Consider the following 18,240-nt stretch of genomic DNA (forward strand, 5'->3'; position numbering starts at 1 on the left):
GTGCGTGCGCCGCACCGCATAGCGGGGTGTCTGAGGGTCTTTGAGCATCGTGTCCACTCTCGTTTGCGTGCACACGATCGTGCTCAACCACAGCAGGTCCTTCAAGATGAGTTCGCCGGCCGCTTACCGCGGATGAGCCGCATAGCGCGGTCCATTGGCTGTTCTCGTGAGAACTGGACCAATGAGTGTTGAGTGTCGGCCGCTTTTTCGACCTCGAAGAGATCTAGAGTTTGCATAGGTGCCTCCGTAATGAAACCGAGACACCTCTCCCCTCGGAGCTGGTGCCCCGAATGGGTGGGTTATGGCTTACGCCGAAGCTGCTTTGCCAATGGCGCGGGCAGTGACCGCATATCCCTCCAGCATTACGCGGGGGGGCTAATTCTGGCTTTCCAGAGCATCCACAAAGGGTGCTGTGGAAAGCCCCCCGTGCCAAGCACGAGGGGTTAGGTCAACGCAGTGACTCAATCACCTCGCAAGCAAGGGATAGAGGCGAATGCGTGAGCGAGAGTCAGGAGTGAATCCTGACAGGCGAAGCTGCAAAACGTCCGGGTGTCGTCGCTGATGAATGAGCATCTGAGCGACTGCGATCTCAAGAGGACTGAAATCATCACCTTCGACCGGTCTCCCGATGTACAAGCAAGTCTTGGCACGGTCCAGGGCCTTGCGGTAAGTGAGAGAGGCAGGGGACTTCTTCATATCCGAGCCTCAGCAGGTGGCGAAAAGGTCGCAATCGGAGGGTGCCGATTCCGCACATTTCACAAAATCAGCTTCAACTGAAGCCGATGTGGCCAGGCCTGCAACAAAGACCTCAAATGAGTCCTTGCGCAAGCCCTTGCTAGCTGCGCGCTCTATGGCACCCTTGATGCTGACAGCATCAGTGGTGAACTCCAGGCGCAATTTACCGCGTGTGCCACGCAGTCGGATGTGCTCAGGATCGGAGGAATCAACGACGACCACCCCAGTGGTGCGTTTATGGTCATTGAAGACCAGGACGCCCAGAGGCAAATCCACTGGCAGGTTGCCCATGACAGCAGCGGCATCGATCTGGCTCTGACGCTTACGCATGGCCTCATAGCACGAGCGGGCATAAAACAGGTCATGCCCGAAGTCGCCACCATCTACATTGGTCGTGTTCCGTCCAAGGACCTCAGCAGTCAAGCAAAGGTGCTTGCTTACAAACTGAGCGATATCTGCGGTGTAGCGCAGTCCCGAAGCACGCGCGGATGCAAAAGCATCGAGAAGCGGTTGCTGGCGAACCGTTGGCACGTAGCCAGGCGCCTCGCTGCCCTTCCAGTCAGTGTAGGGGTCGGCGGGAAGGTGATAGTTTGAAATGCTCATTGAAATCTCCAAGAAGGAGCGAGCGGCAACCCCAGCGGGATGCACGCCCGCAAGGGTTGTGATTGGGCCGCGAAGGGCCCAGGAAAGCCCAGTAGGGCCTAAATCAAGGTGTTGGCCCATGCTGGCAACTGTTCGCGTGGAACAACCGCCGTGAGCCCTTCCTCAACTGTTTTTTGAAGAACCAGGTCAGGTTCAAGACTGTTGTCAAACAGCCAGGCCTGGTCAAACAACGCAAGTGCATGAGGAAGGAAAGCGTGCGTCTTGTGATAGCGCGACACGATTTTCTCCGCATCTACCGAATGTCCCCCATGGAGAACACGCTCGGCGACACGATGCACATTGATGGCCGGGTCAGATGTAGTGACGAAGAACAGGTTCATGAAGAAGCCGCACGAGCGCGCCTTCACAAAGAACTTGAGCCATCGGGATTCATCTGACATGACCGTTTCGGTGGTGAACGAAACCCCCTGCTCTAGCAATGACCAGCGCATTGCCTCGGCCGCAACAGCGGCTTTGTACTGCATGTCGGCCGAAGCAGACAAGAGTCCTGCATCGCTAGCCATGCGCGCTGCAATCTCATCCGCGTTGACAAGAATGCCAATGCGAGACTGAGACACAAGCTTGCTGGTCAGAGTTGATTTTCCTGAGCCATTCGGCCCAGCAAAAACGGTGAGTACAGGGGGTTCTTTTGGTCCGCTACGACGCGCGGACATTGACGCTCCGACCAGTCACGAGCGGTATCAGCCGTGGGTCAGTCGCATCGAGCGTCTGCACTCGGCCATCCAGCAGAATGGTCGTTGGAACGCCCGCCTGGACGTTCTTGGCCACGGCTTCGCGAACAGCCTGTTTGGCAAGGTCTGCCAATTGGGCGGTGTTCAAACCGAAAGCCGTTGGTTGTGCTTTGCTCATGCGGTGCAGAGTAAGCCGTTTGGGTCTCCTGGTCAAGGTGATCCCTCGCTCAAGCAGGATATTCATCATGTAGCTCCTTCAAAAATGAAGGCACCAGTCCCAACGGACTGTGTGCCCGTTGGGGTGATGAGAGATGGTTTATCCGCGCGTAAAGTGCATCAGCACTTCATTGCTTGGATGAGTGGATTTCGCCTGTTCGATAGCCAGCTCGGCGCTAGGCGCAGTGCATTCGAACTCAGTTAAGGAATGCCGCTCAGAGCGGTCGTCAAGCACCACAACAAATTGCAGTGTGCCTGCTTGCTCCGAGGTCTCCTCTTCTGGATCTAGCGCAAGGTTTGCCGACACTTCATTGGTGGAGACAGAGCGCCCAGTACGGACCTTGCGAACAAGGTCCAGCATCCGACGCCCTTGCGGCACAGAGACCACAGGCGTCTTCATCCAAGCAAGAGGCCCGTCAAGGCCAAGATCTTCCGGTTGGAAATGGGTCGAGATTGTCCGCAAGATGATCTCCTGCAGGGCAATCACATCCCACTCTGTCGGCGTGTGCTCTTCGATGACATAGGCCAGCGGTGAGCTGAGCCAGTTGAAGCCTTCGAAATCCACGACTACCTCGTAGTAGCCGCCGAAATCATGTGACTCACGTTTCTTCCGAAAGGTGATCCCCAGATCACTGCGGTGGAAATGGAAGGTCCGATTGAGTTGGTCGATGTACGCACCGATCTCGATGCGAGCATCTGATTGGTAGTGTTCATCGCCAACGGAAGCGCACTCTTCTTCGCATGGCGTGGAGCCAAGATAAATCGTCATAGGAACCTCACAGGTGAGCCGCCAGGTCCCCCACAAGGGAAGTACCTTGCGGACGGTGAAACCCTCGTTTGAGGGTGAAATGCCCTGAATCAGGACGGTGATGTTGATTGCCGGAATGGCGCGGTCAACTCCGCTTTGCACCTGAGCATTACGCTAGGGTGAAAAATCAGGTTTTCACAGGACTCGTGGAGCCCTCTGAAAACCCTCCTCTCGATTGAGGAGGCCCAGCCGCAGACGCCCACCGTGAGGTGATCATCTGCGCCGGAAATCAGCCTATCTCTAGGCTGTAAGGGTCAAGCCGCCAAAAGAAGCAGTTGCTCAGGCTCGTTCGTAGTAGAGCGAGTAGCACCTTCTTCAATTTGCGGTTGGTAAGCGATGGCCGTAGAAGCGGTCGAGCCGGTAAGGGCAGGACCACAGTGCAAACCATGCTTTTCGTGAATCAGGTCAATGGCCTGTTCAAGTCGATCCAGCTCAGGAGTTCCCTCGCCGAAATCCTTGCCCTGCACGCTTCGCAGTAGCTTGTACGCCTGGTTGTCCCGGTCGTAAATACTGGTGCGAGCCTTTCGGCAAGCCGCCAGATACTCCTCCGTAAAGGACTCACCCTTCTCGTACTGCTTTTTGAAGTCACTGTTGGCCTCCTCCATGTCGCCTGGTAGCCAGTTCCTGAGCCTGCCGACAAAGCGGTTGAGCTTGTTCATGACCTCCTCCGATTTAGGGTAGAAGTGCATGGTCCCGGCTTTGTAGTGGCGAAACTCGAAGTACCGAGAACTAAAGCGCTCACCCGTTCCAAGAGGATTCTTTCGACACGCTTGAACCAAACCGTCGAACTCCCCTACCCCACCATGGAGGTAGTGAAAGGCTTTGTCGATGTCGGCCAAAAACCGCTCGTCTTCATAGTCCAAGTTTTTTGAGAAGCCGACCCGAAACCTTGGAAGAATGAAACGCGTTTTGCGCAGCCTCATCCCAATCCGATGCTTCTGATTTGACTTCCAGCTCTTGTAGAAAACCGCGTTGTCCGAAGAGCGCTCGATGATGCTGTCAAACAGCATCAGGATCATCTCCTGGTAGATGTCGCCGAGAGACTGTGCAACCCCACTCAAAAAGCCGTGGATGTTGGCCGCGTTGAACTCCAGGTTGTAGATCTCTTGAGAGGAGGCCTCGACCTTGCGACGCGCCTGATTGCTCAGCTTGTCAGTCAACAACGTTGATCGCAGAATTTGCGCCCACGCCCGTTTTTTGAGGTCGTCATACCGGACTTTGAAGTCATTGTTGGCGGCTTCTCGTATCGATCCAGAGACCTCTCGGAAGTCGCTTCCCACACCCTTGGTTTGCATCTCCTCCAAGGTCACACCCAACCCTGCGGATAGGTGATCGGAAATGGCGATAGCTTCACTCGCGCGGCGTGCTGCTGCAACCGCTTGTTCAAAGCGAAAGCATGTGTCTTGGATGAAATTTCCTGGCAGTGCGAGTGCATTGCAGGTGTCCACATCGATCTCGCTGTACCGGTTGTCTCCCCGCTTCAGGTTTCCCATCAACGCATCGACATCCAGGTACTGGCCGGGAATCTTCTCCAAGTAGATCAGCGCGATTTCAACGCTGGTCGTTCTCTCAACCTCGTCAGTGAACTCGTCTTGAAGAAACTCCACGGACCCATGGCTTTCAATCAAAGAGCAGAGGCGCTGCCGATCTTGGGAGAACGGATTTCGAATGGTCTCTGCGTTGATGATGGCCACCAACTCAGCGTCGTAGAGGACATCCCAAGCGTGAAGCACATGAGCACATCCCTGCTGGAATGGGGGGTTCATGATCAGATTTGACACCGTTGCCAGGCTACTGACCTGAAGGAAGTCGTAGCCAATGATCTTGGCGCCCAACTCCTTCAGCGACGAGTGATGCTGCATGTCAATCTCAATCGCAGATACCTCTTTCAGGTTGGAGAACTTCATCCGCGCGTAGTCGCGCAGGCGCGTTCTAAATCGACCCTCCTGTAACTCGGTGTCCTCGATCTCAGCTACCCATGGCAACTCATCGTCGGGTACGCCAGGGAAGCCCTCTTGGGCATGGCGAATCAGGTGCCCTTTGCCGGCGCTCGGGTCGCACAGGTGACGGACAGGCCGTCGAAACTTGGCCCAGGCCTTTGCTGCAGTGCGCACGCCAGTGGGGTAATACTGAAGCTGATCTCTCATGGTGATCTCCTTGGGTAAGCGAGACCACCCCCCAATGCGGGAAGAAGGTCCCGCAGGGGTTGGAAAAATGATTACTGAATTGCCGCGCCAACAGGCCTGCTCTGCAGGACCTTTTGGGCAAGACGTTCCGCAAGAGACTGACGAGCAGTCTCGTAGGTCACACACATCTGGCGCTTCGACAGAGTGAAAGGGTCACCGTTGAAAGAAATCACTCCCCCAGTCGAAACACCGACACGCAGGGTGTGATCACCAACGATGAAATCAGCGTATTCCCACTGGGGTGCATTGCTTGCCTCCCAAGGGGTGATACGGGCGCCAAAAGATAGCTGCGCAACGATGCGCTTGGCGTCTTCGATGGATCGAGATTCCGAAATTTGCATACTGCCTCCTGAATGAGACAGACGTGCTGACCCCTCGGGCAGCGAACGCCCGTCAGGGTTGATGTCGCAGAACAAGTTCTGCTTTGGATGCTGTGATGTCCTCCACAGCTCAGAGGTTTGTCGGAACAGATTACCTGTTGCCGTTCAAAGCGTCTTTGCATGCCCTCCTCATCGAAGGTGGCATGCAAAGAAGCCTGAGCTTCTTTGACTTGAAAACCAGAGTGAGCCGATGCGCACCAGGTAGCCAAGGGGCGCTACATGGGCCTATCGGCGCAGGGGTTCTGGTGGAAGTGGTGCGGGCGTTGGCGCGGGCACGGCTGCAAAGTAGTGGACTCCAAGGACTCCATAGGTTGCCTCCATGTCATCTACACGAGGCCTCACAAATTCGACGCAGCAAGAGCCAAGGCCGAAGCCCAGATCTTGGTTGCTGAATTGGCGACCGCGCGTGAAACCGCCGCAGCAGCAGCACTTCAGAATGGCCACTTTCTGGGAAGCATCGGGATGCTCCTCTGCAGAGGTTGTGGAGGGGGCACGAACAAGCATGGCTGGATTGAGATCGAGAACTTCCATATGGCGTAGGACAGATGGCCTACACCCCCTCAAAGGCGGTATAGGCCCGTTGAGGGAGACAGCCGACTGAAAAGCCCCAGTCATCGACCAGGGCGCTCAGAAAGCAGGTGAAGTGCTCAGGAATCAGAACCCAGCTGAAGACTCGAACACAGCTTCTTGCTGCGTGCTGTCGTCATGCAGATCGCTGTAGACGGGATCTGGCATCCAGCCTTGGTGTGTCTCGTAGTGAATCACGCGGCCGAGGGCCACATCATTGCAAACAGAGAAGGCGCGGATTTCGCCACGCGCTAAAGCCTTCGATGCCTCAGCATGAGCTGCCAGGTAGGCGCTATTTGCTTCAGGAGGAAGGCTTCGCATCACATGGCCGTATTGACGGATTCTGCGTCGCTCAGCGCGGACCATGGCAGCTACTTGCCGGCGCAATGCATTTGCCCCATCGGTGCGATGAGGGCGAAGCATTCGAAAGCGTGACGCAGCGTTGTCTGGCATCCAAGCATTCAAGCGCTCTCCCCGGTCTCGCAGGCAGCGCGCCATAAAGTTGGCTGTCACGCAATGTGCGCGATAGATAGGACTATGGCGATAGTCCTCGTATTGAAGGCCTGCGGCCTGAAACCAGTAACGGATTTCCATAAAGTGCTCCTAGCGTTAGCGCGGAGCACACCCACACGGGGAAGTGCCCCGCGAAGGTTGAAGTTTGTGAGGCGAACCTCACTGATGGCCACGTTTTCCTCGGTGGTTGCGAGGTTCAAGATGGACAGGATTACCCCGTTCACCAAAAAAGTGTCTTCGGAAGCATCGAAGGATGCTCAGCTTTCGAAGTCACTTTTCATGGGCCCCATGGACCGTTCCTCATTGTATCCGAGGGGTAGTGGATGTCCACCGAAGCAAGGTAGCAATCGGTGTAACGACCTTCCAGATCGCCTGGGGCGTTCTACGCCACGCACACCCTGGTACTTCTGGCCGAGCCCGCTGTCTGCAAGTGATCCTCCACCTGAAGCGTCGGTTGGCGTCAAAACTGCCCTGCCCTGCATGGATGGGCAAGACCATCTCTATCGCAGTAAATCCTATTGACCATTTTGAATTTGAATTGTCTCGGTCAGAAATCAAGCTTCTTCTGATCAAGTGTTAGTTCGACTCCAGACTCAAGTTGACGTATGGCAGTATTGACTAATCCATTGTCTATATTGCTCCCAACATCGGCATGTTTTGCAAAAGTTTCTGCAAGGGAAATCCTGACGACATCACCATTCACTGCGACTTTAATCAATGGCAACCCGGCCGGGGTGAATGTTACAGCAGAGCGCGTCTGACTCCTCATCTCAAGCTCCGATGCAGTCTCTTTTGCAATTCGGATGGCCGTTCTTCGGTGAGGATCTGCGGTGAAACCATCCACCTTCCGGGCCAATTGCAGAGTAACAGGAACGGTAGGAAGCCGTTTCAGATACGACGACACCTCATCCAAAAGAAGCAGCGCATCTTGCAAAACAGACTCTGTTGATACTTTATTTTCAGCGCTCACTGCAGTCCCCTTTGGTGGTTATAAATTCGATAGGATGGTCCGACTAGAGCCCGCCTACATTTCAGCCTACATCTGTCACGAACTTTTGACTATACAGCCAAGAGAGAGGAGGTCTGCGAAGGACTCCAGAAATCCACAAGCAGCCCCCCTTACGGCAGTGCCAGCACAAGTAAGCAGTAGACGGGTTTTCGCAGTTGCGAGCAGTTTTGATGAATCTATTGATCATTCTTAACGTGAACAGCAAGGGCCACCCCCGACAAATACAAGGTACCTGTCTCATCTTTTATACCCCCCTCAATCACATAGCGGATTGATTAAGACAACCTATCTGCATCAGTCTCCATTTCTTCAAATTCTTACAGCGTGACACTAGCTTCGATTTTCATTTCTGATCTTTCTTCACTGCAAGGCTTTGAGAAGAGTTGAAATCCTGCGAGATTTGAATTGAAGCAAACCCCCAACCAATAGAAGTAAAAGTGAGACAATTCCGCCTACTGATGAAAAGATGATTGCGTTCCTTTTTCGATATACTTTTGAATCAACAACTTCTTTTAGCTCTTTGTACCTATCTATGGCACGCACACTTTTAACCTCGCCAAATGCAGCCAACTCAATGTTTATCTGTACTTCAGTTGGCACCTCCTTATTGTCAAAGGCATATTTAGCTGCAAGAGGCAGATCTATCCCGGCAAGTGAAGAATTTGATTGTTTAGCCACTTGAAAGAGAAGCAAATGAGCATACCCTTGCGCCAGGAGCTTCTTTTCGGAAAGTATTGCTTTGACATCACTTACATCACCAGCCTCTGCGCGCCTGATGAGGTTTTCGGTGGGCCTCCGCACACCATGCGCAAGCTCAACATTAAACAAGACTTGCAGCGGTGCTGGATAGTAGATTTTGGTCGTTTCGCCTGGGACCCATTCACGATGCAGTAAGGTAAATGCAATCGCCAACGCGATCAAGGCGAACCCGAACCAACCAGCACGCTGAAGATATGCACCACGCAGATCCAACCATTCCAGTTGCTTCGCTATGGTGGCATTTTTAATCCCGGAGCCGGTATGCAGAATTTCGCGAAAGGAAACTGGTGGGCTTTTGCGTTTCTTTCTAGGCATTTTATATAATCCGGTTTCTGCGCGCAGTAAGCTTCACGATTCTTTTCACATTTGCATTGCTTTGCCGCAAAACATCAATTTGTTGCGCAACTACCGGATCAAATACGCTCATCGGTGACCTCGGAGGCAATTTGCTCCTTGCCAGGATTGCGGGTCAATCGAGCGCGCAGATCGGCTCGCATCGCTTCGATTTGACGCTCTGCATTCTTTCGCTGATCTACGCCACTCTGTTGAATTTTTATGACATCCTCGACAGTTTTGATCAGAGTGTTCTGCACATCCTTCAGCGTTTCAACGTCGATAACAAGGCGCTGGTTAGCTTTGGCTGTTTCGACAGAATTGCGATGAAGTAACTCAGCATTTCTTTTCAAAAGATCGTTTGTCGTATTATCAATATGGGTTGCCAACTGAACGGCATTCTTTTGCTCATTCAGTGTCAATGAAAGCATGAACTGCCTTTTCCACGCCGGAACAGTAATTTCACGAATAGTGTGAAATTTATCAACCAGCATCGTGTTCGCCGCTTGAACCATGCGAATGGTCGGCAAGCTCTGCATCGCAGAGTGCTGGAGCGCCACCAAGTCTCCAATGCGCTTGTCCAGATTTGCGATCACAGCGTCCAGATCTGACAAAGCCTGGACTCGTCCAGGATCATTCCCAATGTCGCTGCGCTGCTCTTGGGCCAATTCGCGCAATTCATCAAGGCGTAAGCGTCCAGCAGCAATATGAATACCTAGCAGCCTGTGCTCATCTCGCACTGAAGAGAACATGTCTTCGAGGCCAGCATTACGCTGTTGAATATTAGTTTGTGTGGTTTTAACCTCTTCAATCAACGCTTCAATTTGACTACGAGTAGTGTCAAATTGACTCATCAGATTCGATGTGCGAAGTCGGAATTTATCGAGCAGAGGTCCAATTACCGGCAGTCGTGATCGCTTATCCGAGAGCGGGCCGACATTCAACGAGCGAGCTATGTTTACGACCTGAGTTAACTTCACACCAGCTTCATCCAGATCCCGATTACGCACCTGATCGAGCAGGCTGTCTGCGTAGCGCGAAGTGTGCTCTGCAACTGCACGTCCAAATTCAGAAACTGACGCTGGATTTGATGGTTGAATCTTCTGGGCCACCTGGCGAACGTCACCAGCGTCGGAGTCTTGAAGGCCGAGTTCCTTGAGAGTGGTGGCGCTGAGTTGGAATTTTTCGGATGAAGCGGTCTGAAGGGCGTTGGTCATAGTCGAATCCTGAGTCTGTTTAGTGTTCAATGCCTTCGAGGCTCTGAGAAAGGCTGCGCATCAAGGCCTGGTGCGCTTTGCTTGCCTCAGCCACCATCGATGGGCTCATGCTTTTCGTTGAGATGAGGGCGAGGGTGTGCTGGCGCCAGACGGGCACCAAGACACTAGAGGTCTCAGTGAATCTATCGAGCATGTCCACCGCTTGGGCACGCGTGAGCATCATCTGTGTCACGCTCATCTCGTGCGAGGCAAGGAGCGTTGCTAGGTTGGCCAGCTTCCGGGCAAATCGCTCGCGTGGCTTATCAAATTGGAGTTCGCCTGTGTTCGCTACTCCAACTTGTGGGTTTTCATCGAGATATTCACGGCCAGCTTGAATGAGCCTGCGAAGACGTTGCGTCTCCATTCCGTGGCTCTTTATGAGCACTTCTATAGAGGTCAGTGTGTCCTTGACTCGTTGAGCCACGACCTCAGCATCCAAGAGCAGTTCGTCCAGCGCTTTACGCGCGACTTGGTAGCGAACCTGGCGTTCAACTTCGTTGCCCAAAAACTTCCCAAGCCAATTCGTCTTTTTGGCCACTTTCTCTGGGTCAGCGTCTGTCAGCTTTGAAACGATTTCGGAGATATGACCGGCTAGGGCTCCAACCGCCCCGCTTTCCATGAGGTTTGAGATGTCATTCAGGACTTCAACATTACTTTCCGTCGCGCCGTACTCTCCAATTTTGGTTGGCTGGTCGAAAAGCGCTGGCAGAACAACACTCTTCAGTTCTTCTATTTCCATTCTCTAGCTCCAGTCGAACTTTGGGCTTCGGTCTAGCAGACCACCGCCGACCGACAGTGCTGAAGGTCCTGCTGCGTGCTGTCCCGCCGATGCAGTAAAGAGGATTGTGAAGAGCCAGACCCTGCGAAAGGGGGGCGAAAAGCAAGGAAAAACGTGACGTTTAGACTCGCGCGTCCGATTCCTCAAGGGGGATCTGACACGTCATCAGCATTGCCATGTGCTGATCAAGATACTCATTATTGGAAATCGATCAGATCAGTAGGAACGATGATCCCGTGATGCTCGTGCATCAGCCGAACGAAATGCTCCCACTCGTATTTAGTAGGAGGTTCGTGGGTACAGCATAGACATTGACCTGCTCCTTGAAGTTGCTCTGAAACGGTTGTGTGAACATCCATGCCGAATTTTTTTGAAAACCGACCCACGGTGGACCCATCATTTGGCGAGTGAATCCAAACCGTCTTTCCATCAGCACTTACCTGGATCAGATCGTCGGAATGAAGGGAGTCACTATGCATATGTAAAGTGTTACGCGCATTCTTCGGCCTAACTACTCGACAGGCGCAAATCAGCCCCTAGAGACGCGCATGTAAGCCAGTACCAAGCCCTCCACCGTGCAAGACTGTTTTTTTTCATACTCTCTAACCGTGATTTCCATTGACTCAACGTACAAATACCTTTGAGCATTTCGGTTTCGGCATGTACTCGTCACCAAACGGACTGGACACCAGTTCGTTGATTCTCTTGGCCCCCTCAAGCTCATGGACCGATGGCTCTACGCATTGCACTTCGTACACCGGTCCCCAGGTTGCATAGACAGTGGTCGCTGCGACCACGGCCAAAAAAGCGACCAGCAGTGCGCTCAAAAGACCGAAACCGTACTGACACTTCATGACAGCTTCCCGTTCAGTTGGAGACCTGAGAGGATCTAGATGTACTGGCCAAAAGGTTTGGTGGAATTTTTGTCCAACCGTGGCGGTGCAGTACCTGAGCGACAAGACATGTAATGCCGTAGCTCCAGCCAGCCCCCACAACAGCACACGCCAATATCACTTTGATGGCGAACAGCGGCCGATCAATCCACGAGAAGGGAGCCAACCGAAGCGGCTCATCAAACGCGAGGCCCACTGCCGCAGCAAGGAATCCCCCAAGTGGGACGATCACTACGGCAGCTAAAGGCCACCAGCCGATCCTGCTCAGGAGTGATTCACCTTTTCGCGGAAGTACCAAGAACCAAGCTAGAACGGAAAAAGGGGCAAGACCTGCCAGATTCGCGGCGACAGCTGATGTGTCCATACCTATTCCGTGCTCAGTTCGTCAACAACAGATCGTTGAAGTTTATGGCTTCATCGAACCATCTGAATCTCACATCAGCGCCTACGAGATCCACAGCGACATATCCTAAGCCCAGGTCATAAAGGCCTGGTGCCACTTCATCAGAAGCCAGCTTGGCGCGCAAGAATGCTTCGACTTCTTCTCTTGTCTGCGGGTCAGATGTCATCATGGGTCGTTTGCTTAAGTTAGGCGGCGTACTCAAGCAGCTGTGAAATAGCCTGCAACTCTTCGATGGTCACCGTACCGCTGATCGTCGCCGTGCCCGCCTCTTCGTCCACCATGATAGTGGCCTCGGCGTCCGCCAGGACCGCCCTCGCTTGGTCGTGTGTCATGCGGCTTTTTCCTTTCAGGCCAGTCGGCACGAACCATCAAGCGACTTGATGATCACGCCCGAGCGCACAAGAGACTCCACCGTAGCGGGGTGGACGGTGCGGGTTGTGATGGCATCACGCAGCCGGAACAGCCCGGTGTCCAAATGGTGTTGTAACTCCGCCCCGCCCTTCATCTTCTGGACAAGCAAGTCTTGAGGTTCACTGAGCTTCATGTCTGCGGTTTCCGATTTAGTTGGCAGATACGCCGTTGGGGTGACGTTGGCGCACGCTTTCAGCCCAAAATTGGATGGCCTCGTTGATCTCGACTTCACGGCCGGGAAAGGCCAGCAGGAGGCGGTCCTTCAGTATCTTGACGCTCTGGCAATGGAACTGCCGCGCAGCGTTGACTGCGGCCCGAAGCATCTCGTACCCGCCATCGGTCAGTTCGTTCATCTCAGCAGCTTTCCTCGACTAGGCGATCAGCGCATCGAGCGCATCGGTCGCATGGTGATCACTGCAGCGTTGAGCGATGCGCTGCACCGTTGACTTGCTGACGACACCACGGGCAATCGCACGGTCCAGCGCATCAGTAGCCACAGAGTCGCAGCAGCGGCGGGCGATCTTCTTGAGTTTGCGTCGGTTGACGCTTCTGCGCGGTTCGGGTCTCACTGCTTTTACCTCGGTTTCAGGTCGCGTCTGCTATGGCTCTAGCCTTGCCGTGCTCGTGCCAATTCTTTAGGATCAGCAATCCACGCAGACAAACCAGGCACCAGGCAAAGTTCACCCAAGCGGTCGGAACGCCAAGCAACTCTTGCGATCTCTCAGAGATCGTTGTCATGCCCGCCACCACGGCAATGCACAAGCCCGCAAAAACCGCCAGATCGACAGCGGTTGTCAGCCAATAGCGAATGCTTCGCGTGCGCACGACTATTGCCGCTGCAAACATCCCCAACAACCAAATTCCAACCAATGGAACCCAGATAGTGCTATTCATTTGGTTTCCTATACAAGATCAACGTTCAGTTGGAAGGAAACATCGGTGCCAGCGCCGGGGCCAAACCGTGGAGATGAGTAGCTCTGAAGCGTTGAAATGGGCCCCGATTGCAAAGGCAACCCACCGTGCTGGAGTAAGTGGCCCAGTTCAGCGAGCGAGAGAACATTTTGGGTTGTCGTATACGGCGTGTGCGCCTTGGTCCACCCATTGTTCAGCATTGTCGTCAACGTGGCTCTACAACCGGCATCAAGCCTGCATGTCGAAACCGTAAGAGTGTGGATTTGTCCCATGTCTTTCCTTGGTTCAGGCCGTGGCCTTTGGGGCGCGCTTTGCGCGGTATGTGCTGTGGTTCCAGTGCCTTACCACGCAGGCAAGCAAACCAGCCTTGTCCGCAGCGTGGAATGCGTTCCCATGGACAGTCACGCCATCAACCTCGTATCTCCATGGAGCCGAAGGACGCGAACCCGCATGTCCATGCAAGCGCTTCCCGTTGCCAAGGGCTGTGACCAGCTGCTCTTTGGTCCGAATCATGGTTAGCGTCCTTGCCTCGGTTAAGCAAAAAGCCGCGCTGCGGCCATGTACTGCTTGCGCTTCTGCACCAGTTCACGAGCCCACTTCATCTGGCCGCCCAAGCGGTATGAAACCGCCTGCTGGTTCAGGTTGCGAGCGCGGCGAACGCATTCGCTCTTGGTCAGTGTTGTTGGCTTCATGGTCTGATGTCCTAGACTGCGTTTGAGGCTCTATTGTTATCCTCTAGCCGTTAAGTGTCAAGCATCTTTTGATGGCTCACAGTAGAGATTCACAATCTCCGTGTGCATCTCCCTAAACGACTTCAGACTGCGTGAAAGCGACTGAATGCTGATGCCGGTGGACTTTGCGGCCTCTGCTGGGGGAACTCCGTGAAGAAGAACGAGCCGCGCAGCGCTGATCGCTGGCTCCTTTGATCGCAGCTTGCGTGCAAGAAAATCAAACTGGTGTTTGTTCATAGCCCCGATGATACACATCCAGCCGTTAAGCTAAACAGCATTCGCGAACATGTCGCAGATGGTCTCCTCATTGATATCCACGTATCGCTGTGAGCAGTCGATGCTGGAGTGCCCAAGGAGTTGGGCAACGGCCTCCATGTCGCCCGTTGTGGCCAGCACTCTGCTGGCGAACGTGCGGCGACCAGAATGGCTGGAACCGCCCTTGATGCCTGCGCGCTGGTACAGCCTGGTCACATGTGCCTGCAGCGAGTCGCATGCCCGGTAGGCTTTTTCTTCGCCAGTCTCAAGCACTCGCCGCTTGGTGTTCTGGGACATACCGTCGCCCCGGCTGCTGTAGATCAACGGCTGATGCGGCAGCAAGCCACTGTACGGACCTGAGCCGACGACTGTGCCGATGCCGCGCTCGATCCGGTACTTCAGGTAGGCCTCCAGGGCGTGGATGGCTGGCTTGGAGGCCAGGTACGCGCATCGCTGGCGACACCCCTTTGTGATCGCTTCGCGCATGCTGATCTCGCTGCGCAGCTTGCCAGACGCATGCATCACATCGGCCACGGTCAGGCGCGAAATCTCGGTGATGCGCATGCCGCAGTGGTGCCCCAGCATCAGCACAAGAACATCACGTTCCGGGTACCGAGAGGTGGCCTGGGTGATTTTGATGAGGCGGGTGAATTGCCCTTGGTGCAGGGTCTTTGCGCGAGTGATCTCGGTCATGCGGCTCTCTGTAATTCGATGGTGTGGACGAAAAGCAGAGAGAGACCGGTGCAGGCTCTTTTTCGATCATATCCCGCGCAGTTCCTCGACATAGAGGAAAGACGGAAGGCGGGGCCTGCCCCCAGATCACTGGCTACGGCACAAACTGCAGACTGATGGTGGGGGCGATCACCTCGCCCCATCGCGCCGCTGTTGGCGATATGTCGATGATGGCTTCGCGGGGCTCGTGTGCGCGCTCGATTCGCTGGAAAAGCACTGCGGTCTTGGGTGGCCACTCAGGATAAACAAAAGTCTTGCCCGGTCGCTCGTGATCGTAGGAGTAGCCGATGTGTGTTGCACCATGCGTGTCATGGATGCTTGGGTTACCGCCGACATGCATCATCAAAGATGTCGCCAAGTGCCGGCGATCTCCCGCAATGCGGGCCCGCCACTCGACACGCACTGAACGCCAGAAGAAGCCATCATCCCTTGCGGCCAGCGGGGGGCGCTCCATCGTCACAAGCAGCAGATTGCGGTCATACACCGATACACGGGTCGCCCGCCTCCCCGGTGCATCCATGACCACCCTCACAGGATCTGGGCAAGGCCCCAAATGCTCCAGGGCTTCATCAGTCCAGCTCGTGGCTCGGTAGATCCAAGTTTCAGCATCCAAGCTCCAGCCCGCTCCACTGCCGGAGACGCTCACTTGACGCAAAAGTCGCCCTGCAAACTTCATAGCGCGCTAATACCCGATTCAGCAGACACGGCAAACGCAGCAGACACAGCAGATTCCGCAGCCTGCTCGATGCGCCCCTTGCCCGCTTCGTCGGCCTGGTCAAACAGACGCAACAACCGTGCGTGACGCTCGGACACTCGGTAGGTGGCCACCAAGGGCCTTGGTGCTACTGGGGGTGCCCGTTCCAAGCGAACCAATGGCCACGTCAAGCCAGCCGAACGCCACTTGGCCAGATCCACGCGCTTCCAGCGCCGTTTGCGAGCGATGTGCTCGACCTCCAGCAAATCGAAGATGACCTGTCGGGAGTTCCCAAAGGGGCCTGGGGGATTGTTCTGGATGAGCGCTTCAACGACATCAAGGTCAATCTCTACTTCGAGGTGCTGCTGCGCAAACTGCCCGCCCAATTCCACTGGCATCTGCTGCGGATACCGAGCACCTGAATAGCCCATGTAGAAACCCGCGAGCGCATGATGAGCGACCGACTGGCCACGCAATGCGGCCAACAATGCAACCGAGGGGAAGTCGATGTGGAGCAGCCCAGAAGTGGCATGCTTGATCTCACCCGGCGGGCCCGATGGCAAGAGTCGCCTGCATTTCTTGAGCCCATACCCTCGCACGCCCTTCATTCGGACTGAGGTCCGAGCTTCCTGGCCATGATAGGAGATGTCCAGCGAACACCGCTCAACCAGGCGGTGCTCCGTATAGGGCATGCCGCTCGGATCGAGCGCACGCCTGAGGCACTTGTCCACCAGAGATTTTTCCAAGCCCCCCATCACATGCCTTTCTGTCAGAACATGACCAGTCTGGGGCGGTCCAGAGGCAAAGGCAAGGGGTTCTTTCACCCGTTGCAACGCTGTTTCCTGAGGTGAAAAACATGTGGCGTGTCAGCTACAAATGCATGCGCGAGGTGCGTGCGTGAGCGCAGGAGCTAGAGAGGATGGATGAGCCCCCGATTTGGCACGCCAGGCCGCATGCAGCCTCGATATCGAGGAATATCGGAAAGGGTTACCCGTAACCCGCTTCTTTCCGGGGCCACTTCAAGGGTGTTCTATATCCACGCTGCGCCTTCGGCTTTTGCGTCCTTGAGTTCCAGGAGCATCCTCATGACTCCCTGCGGCAAACTCGACCCCACGCTACCGGGACTCACGTCTATACCGATATGGCGTTCAAGTAGATTCGCCCCGAGCGTTGACACTGACAAAGTGCCCGTAGGCGTCAGTCTGAGCAACTGCTCTTTCACCAGCTCCTGAATAACAATGTCTGGCGGATACCCACGAGACATGACCTGGTTGGCGAAAGATGGCGTCAAGGTAACCGCCTCTCCAGCCTCAGCAAAACGCTTTCCAAGTAGCGCTCGCAAACTGGCAGCGAACCGAATACGCTTTGCCGAATCGGTCTGTTCACCATGAATGCGCTGCAGCTCCCTGGTGATGCGGCCCAACGCTACATCGCGAGCCCCGCGATCAATTTCGTAGCACCGCAAGCTGTCAAGCAAAACCTGAAATGTGTTCAAGTCATGGAGCCGCTGGATCTGCGCAGTGGAAGGATTGTGGAGCCTCATCAACCAGGCGCGCTCAACGCCCCAGCGCTCCTTCGCCTCAGAGAGCAATGCTCTGTCCTGCGCCCCCATGGGTCCCGACTTTGGTCGTGGGACAACCACGGGCGGATCTTGATTTGTAGACTCGACCAATGTGCGCTTCAAGAGCAACATGGCTTGATCGAACGCTACCACGCGGGTCGCCTTTGGCTGGGACTGAACACTGCGACGTGACGCATTACCCCAATCGATTCGGCAAATCACATCGGCTCCAGCGGCAAGAAAGTCCACGGACACCTGGGCTCCACCTAGCCGATCTCCCGTTTGAGATCGAACAGCAGAAACCCAAGCAATGGGTCGGGCACTGGGCACTTGCTTAACTGATGCCAGGGACGCTGCGGGCGCAGGGCCCATGGCCAGTGCTAGTTCAATAGCGTCGTTGAAGGCATCCACGCGACTGACATGGCTGCTTGAATGCACCTCACGAGAGTGCTCCCTATTGCCCCAGTGCAGAGAACAGACGATTGCAGGCATGCCGATTGCAACCGAGTTCACAAACTTAGGAGCCCTCATGCCATCGAAAGGCACCTTTTCACGAAGTGCCTCCTGCCAGTTCAATTCATCATGAAACGGAAGCCCCGCTGCTTGGCCCATAGCGCGCTCGAAAGCTTCGCGTGAAGATCCACATGGCCCTGAGGTCAGTGTCACAGACTTGGAGCCCACCGAGCACTGCAACCGGCACTCGAAGTTTGGCTTTCCAGTTGCCGGCGTGACCAGTCTAAACATAGCCCCAGTCTTTCGCCCAGACCTCTCCGA

22 protein-coding genes are annotated in these 18,240 nt (G+C 54.9%); all 22 read right to left on the reverse strand.

Features of this window, described 5'->3' with window-relative positions; all coding sequences use genetic code 11:
- Positions 1–705: 705 nt before the first annotated feature.
- A complete protein-coding gene (locus KW843_RS24520) occupies positions 706–1,338 on the reverse strand; it encodes a hypothetical protein (RefSeq protein ID WP_218297762.1) in 633 nt (210 codons plus the stop codon).
- Positions 1,339–1,436: 98 nt separating this feature from the next.
- Positions 1,437–2,051, reverse strand: coding sequence for an AAA family ATPase (locus tag KW843_RS24525; protein ID WP_218297763.1), 615 nt, complete (start codon positions 2,049–2,051; stop codon positions 1,437–1,439).
- The gene (locus KW843_RS24530) at positions 2,035–2,313 is read right to left on the reverse strand and encodes a hypothetical protein (RefSeq protein WP_218297764.1); all 279 of its coding nucleotides are present in this window, start codon (positions 2,311–2,313) and stop codon (positions 2,035–2,037) included. The genes KW843_RS24525 and KW843_RS24530 overlap by 17 nt, the downstream gene beginning before the upstream one ends.
- Positions 2,314–2,385: 72 nt before the next feature.
- A complete protein-coding gene (locus KW843_RS24535) occupies positions 2,386–3,054 on the reverse strand; it encodes a hypothetical protein (protein WP_218297765.1) in 669 nt (222 codons plus the stop codon).
- A gap of 293 nt (positions 3,055–3,347) precedes the next feature.
- Complete coding sequence (locus tag KW843_RS24540) at positions 3,348–5,240, reverse strand: DUF4942 domain-containing protein (protein ID WP_218297766.1); 1,893 nt, start codon at positions 5,238–5,240, stop codon at positions 3,348–3,350.
- Between the two features lie 71 nt (positions 5,241–5,311).
- On the reverse strand, positions 5,312–5,620 hold the full coding sequence (locus tag KW843_RS24545; RefSeq protein WP_121944301.1) for a hypothetical protein: 309 nt from the start codon (positions 5,618–5,620) through the stop codon (positions 5,312–5,314).
- A 693-nt stretch (positions 5,621–6,313) separates the two neighbouring features.
- Positions 6,314–6,820 (reverse strand): hypothetical protein, encoded by a 507-nt coding sequence (locus KW843_RS26865; RefSeq protein WP_233584418.1) that lies wholly within the window; start codon positions 6,818–6,820, stop codon positions 6,314–6,316.
- 466 nt (positions 6,821–7,286) lie between these two features.
- Complete coding sequence (locus tag KW843_RS24555; RefSeq protein ID WP_218297767.1) at positions 7,287–7,709, reverse strand: hypothetical protein; 423 nt, start codon at positions 7,707–7,709, stop codon at positions 7,287–7,289.
- Positions 7,710–8,108: 399 nt separating this feature from the next.
- Entirely contained in the window at positions 8,109–8,822 is a 714-nt protein-coding gene (locus KW843_RS24560; RefSeq protein ID WP_147455756.1) for a hypothetical protein, read from the reverse strand.
- A 98-nt stretch (positions 8,823–8,920) separates the two neighbouring features.
- A complete protein-coding gene (locus KW843_RS24565; protein ID WP_121944298.1) occupies positions 8,921–10,057 on the reverse strand; it encodes a toxic anion resistance protein in 1,137 nt (378 codons plus the stop codon).
- A gap of 19 nt (positions 10,058–10,076) precedes the next feature.
- Positions 10,077–10,835 (reverse strand): hypothetical protein, encoded by a 759-nt coding sequence (locus tag KW843_RS24570; RefSeq protein ID WP_218297768.1) that lies wholly within the window; start codon positions 10,833–10,835, stop codon positions 10,077–10,079.
- Positions 10,836–12,144: 1,309 nt separating this feature from the next.
- Entirely contained in the window at positions 12,145–12,339 is a 195-nt protein-coding gene (locus KW843_RS24575) for a hypothetical protein (protein WP_218297769.1), read from the reverse strand.
- 16 nt (positions 12,340–12,355) lie between these two features.
- Entirely contained in the window at positions 12,356–12,502 is a 147-nt protein-coding gene (locus tag KW843_RS24580) for a hypothetical protein (RefSeq protein WP_218297770.1), read from the reverse strand.
- Between the two features lie 14 nt (positions 12,503–12,516).
- Complete coding sequence (locus tag KW843_RS24585; RefSeq protein WP_218297771.1) at positions 12,517–12,714, reverse strand: hypothetical protein; 198 nt, start codon at positions 12,712–12,714, stop codon at positions 12,517–12,519.
- 16 nt (positions 12,715–12,730) lie between these two features.
- Positions 12,731–12,934 carry a hypothetical protein gene (locus KW843_RS24590; protein ID WP_218297772.1) on the reverse strand — a complete coding sequence of 68 codons (204 nt, stop codon included), beginning with the start codon at positions 12,932–12,934 and terminating at the stop codon, positions 12,731–12,733.
- An 18-nt stretch (positions 12,935–12,952) separates the two neighbouring features.
- Positions 12,953–13,150: a hypothetical protein gene (locus tag KW843_RS24595; RefSeq protein WP_218297773.1), complete on the reverse strand. Its 198-nt coding sequence runs from the start codon at positions 13,148–13,150 to the stop codon at positions 12,953–12,955.
- A 16-nt stretch (positions 13,151–13,166) separates the two neighbouring features.
- The gene (locus KW843_RS24600) at positions 13,167–13,475 is read right to left on the reverse strand and encodes a hypothetical protein (protein WP_218297774.1); all 309 of its coding nucleotides are present in this window, start codon (positions 13,473–13,475) and stop codon (positions 13,167–13,169) included.
- Between the two features lie 551 nt (positions 13,476–14,026).
- Positions 14,027–14,185 (reverse strand): hypothetical protein, encoded by a 159-nt coding sequence (locus KW843_RS24605; protein ID WP_158605802.1) that lies wholly within the window; start codon positions 14,183–14,185, stop codon positions 14,027–14,029.
- A 306-nt stretch (positions 14,186–14,491) separates the two neighbouring features.
- On the reverse strand, positions 14,492–15,172 hold the full coding sequence (locus KW843_RS24610; protein ID WP_218297775.1) for a site-specific integrase: 681 nt from the start codon (positions 15,170–15,172) through the stop codon (positions 14,492–14,494).
- A gap of 133 nt (positions 15,173–15,305) precedes the next feature.
- Positions 15,306–15,695 carry a hypothetical protein gene (locus KW843_RS24615; RefSeq protein WP_218297776.1) on the reverse strand — a complete coding sequence of 130 codons (390 nt, stop codon included), beginning with the start codon at positions 15,693–15,695 and terminating at the stop codon, positions 15,306–15,308.
- Positions 15,696–15,883: 188 nt separating this feature from the next.
- On the reverse strand, positions 15,884–16,651 hold the full coding sequence (locus KW843_RS24620; protein WP_147455754.1) for a hypothetical protein: 768 nt from the start codon (positions 16,649–16,651) through the stop codon (positions 15,884–15,886).
- Between the two features lie 284 nt (positions 16,652–16,935).
- Positions 16,936–17,715: a hypothetical protein gene (locus KW843_RS24625; RefSeq protein ID WP_218297777.1), complete on the reverse strand. Its 780-nt coding sequence runs from the start codon at positions 17,713–17,715 to the stop codon at positions 16,936–16,938.
- Between the last annotated feature and the right edge of the window lie 525 nt (positions 17,716–18,240).

Origin of the sequence: Acidovorax sp. sif1233, assembly GCF_019218755.1 — a bacterium.
Taxonomy (GTDB): domain Bacteria; phylum Pseudomonadota; class Gammaproteobacteria; order Burkholderiales; family Burkholderiaceae_C; genus Acidovorax.

Excerpts from the sequence above, each read along its gene's own strand:
- KW843_RS24520 (WP_218297762.1), bottom strand. The coding sequence starts at position 1,338 with ATGAGCATTTCAAACTATCACCTTCCCGCCGACCCCTACACTGACTGG.
- KW843_RS24525 (WP_218297763.1), bottom strand. The coding sequence starts at position 2,051 with ATGTCCGCGCGTCGTAGCGGACCAAAAGAACCCCCTGTACTCACCGTT.
- KW843_RS24530 (WP_218297764.1), bottom strand. The coding sequence starts at position 2,313 with ATGAATATCCTGCTTGAGCGAGGGATCACCTTGACCAGGAGACCCAAA.
- KW843_RS24535 (WP_218297765.1), bottom strand. The coding sequence starts at position 3,054 with ATGACGATTTATCTTGGCTCCACGCCATGCGAAGAAGAGTGCGCTTCC.
- KW843_RS24540 (WP_218297766.1), bottom strand. The coding sequence starts at position 5,240 with ATGAGAGATCAGCTTCAGTATTACCCCACTGGCGTGCGCACTGCAGCA.
- KW843_RS24545 (WP_121944301.1), bottom strand. The coding sequence starts at position 5,620 with ATGCAAATTTCGGAATCTCGATCCATCGAAGACGCCAAGCGCATCGTT.
- KW843_RS26865 (WP_233584418.1), bottom strand. The coding sequence starts at position 6,820 with ATGGAAATCCGTTACTGGTTTCAGGCCGCAGGCCTTCAATACGAGGAC.
- KW843_RS24560 (WP_147455756.1), bottom strand. The coding sequence starts at position 8,822 with ATGCCTAGAAAGAAACGCAAAAGCCCACCAGTTTCCTTTCGCGAAATT.
- KW843_RS24565 (WP_121944298.1), bottom strand. The coding sequence starts at position 10,057 with ATGACCAACGCCCTTCAGACCGCTTCATCCGAAAAATTCCAACTCAGC.
- KW843_RS24570 (WP_218297768.1), bottom strand. The coding sequence starts at position 10,835 with ATGGAAATAGAAGAACTGAAGAGTGTTGTTCTGCCAGCGCTTTTCGAC.
- KW843_RS24575 (WP_218297769.1), bottom strand. The coding sequence starts at position 12,339 with ATGATGACATCTGACCCGCAGACAAGAGAAGAAGTCGAAGCATTCTTG.
- KW843_RS24580 (WP_218297770.1), bottom strand. The coding sequence starts at position 12,502 with ATGACACACGACCAAGCGAGGGCGGTCCTGGCGGACGCCGAGGCCACT.
- KW843_RS24585 (WP_218297771.1), bottom strand. The coding sequence starts at position 12,714 with ATGAAGCTCAGTGAACCTCAAGACTTGCTTGTCCAGAAGATGAAGGGC.
- KW843_RS24590 (WP_218297772.1), bottom strand. The coding sequence starts at position 12,934 with ATGAACGAACTGACCGATGGCGGGTACGAGATGCTTCGGGCCGCAGTC.
- KW843_RS24600 (WP_218297774.1), bottom strand. The coding sequence starts at position 13,475 with ATGAATAGCACTATCTGGGTTCCATTGGTTGGAATTTGGTTGTTGGGG.
- KW843_RS24605 (WP_158605802.1), bottom strand. The coding sequence starts at position 14,185 with ATGAAGCCAACAACACTGACCAAGAGCGAATGCGTTCGCCGCGCTCGC.
- KW843_RS24610 (WP_218297775.1), bottom strand. The coding sequence starts at position 15,172 with ATGACCGAGATCACTCGCGCAAAGACCCTGCACCAAGGGCAATTCACC.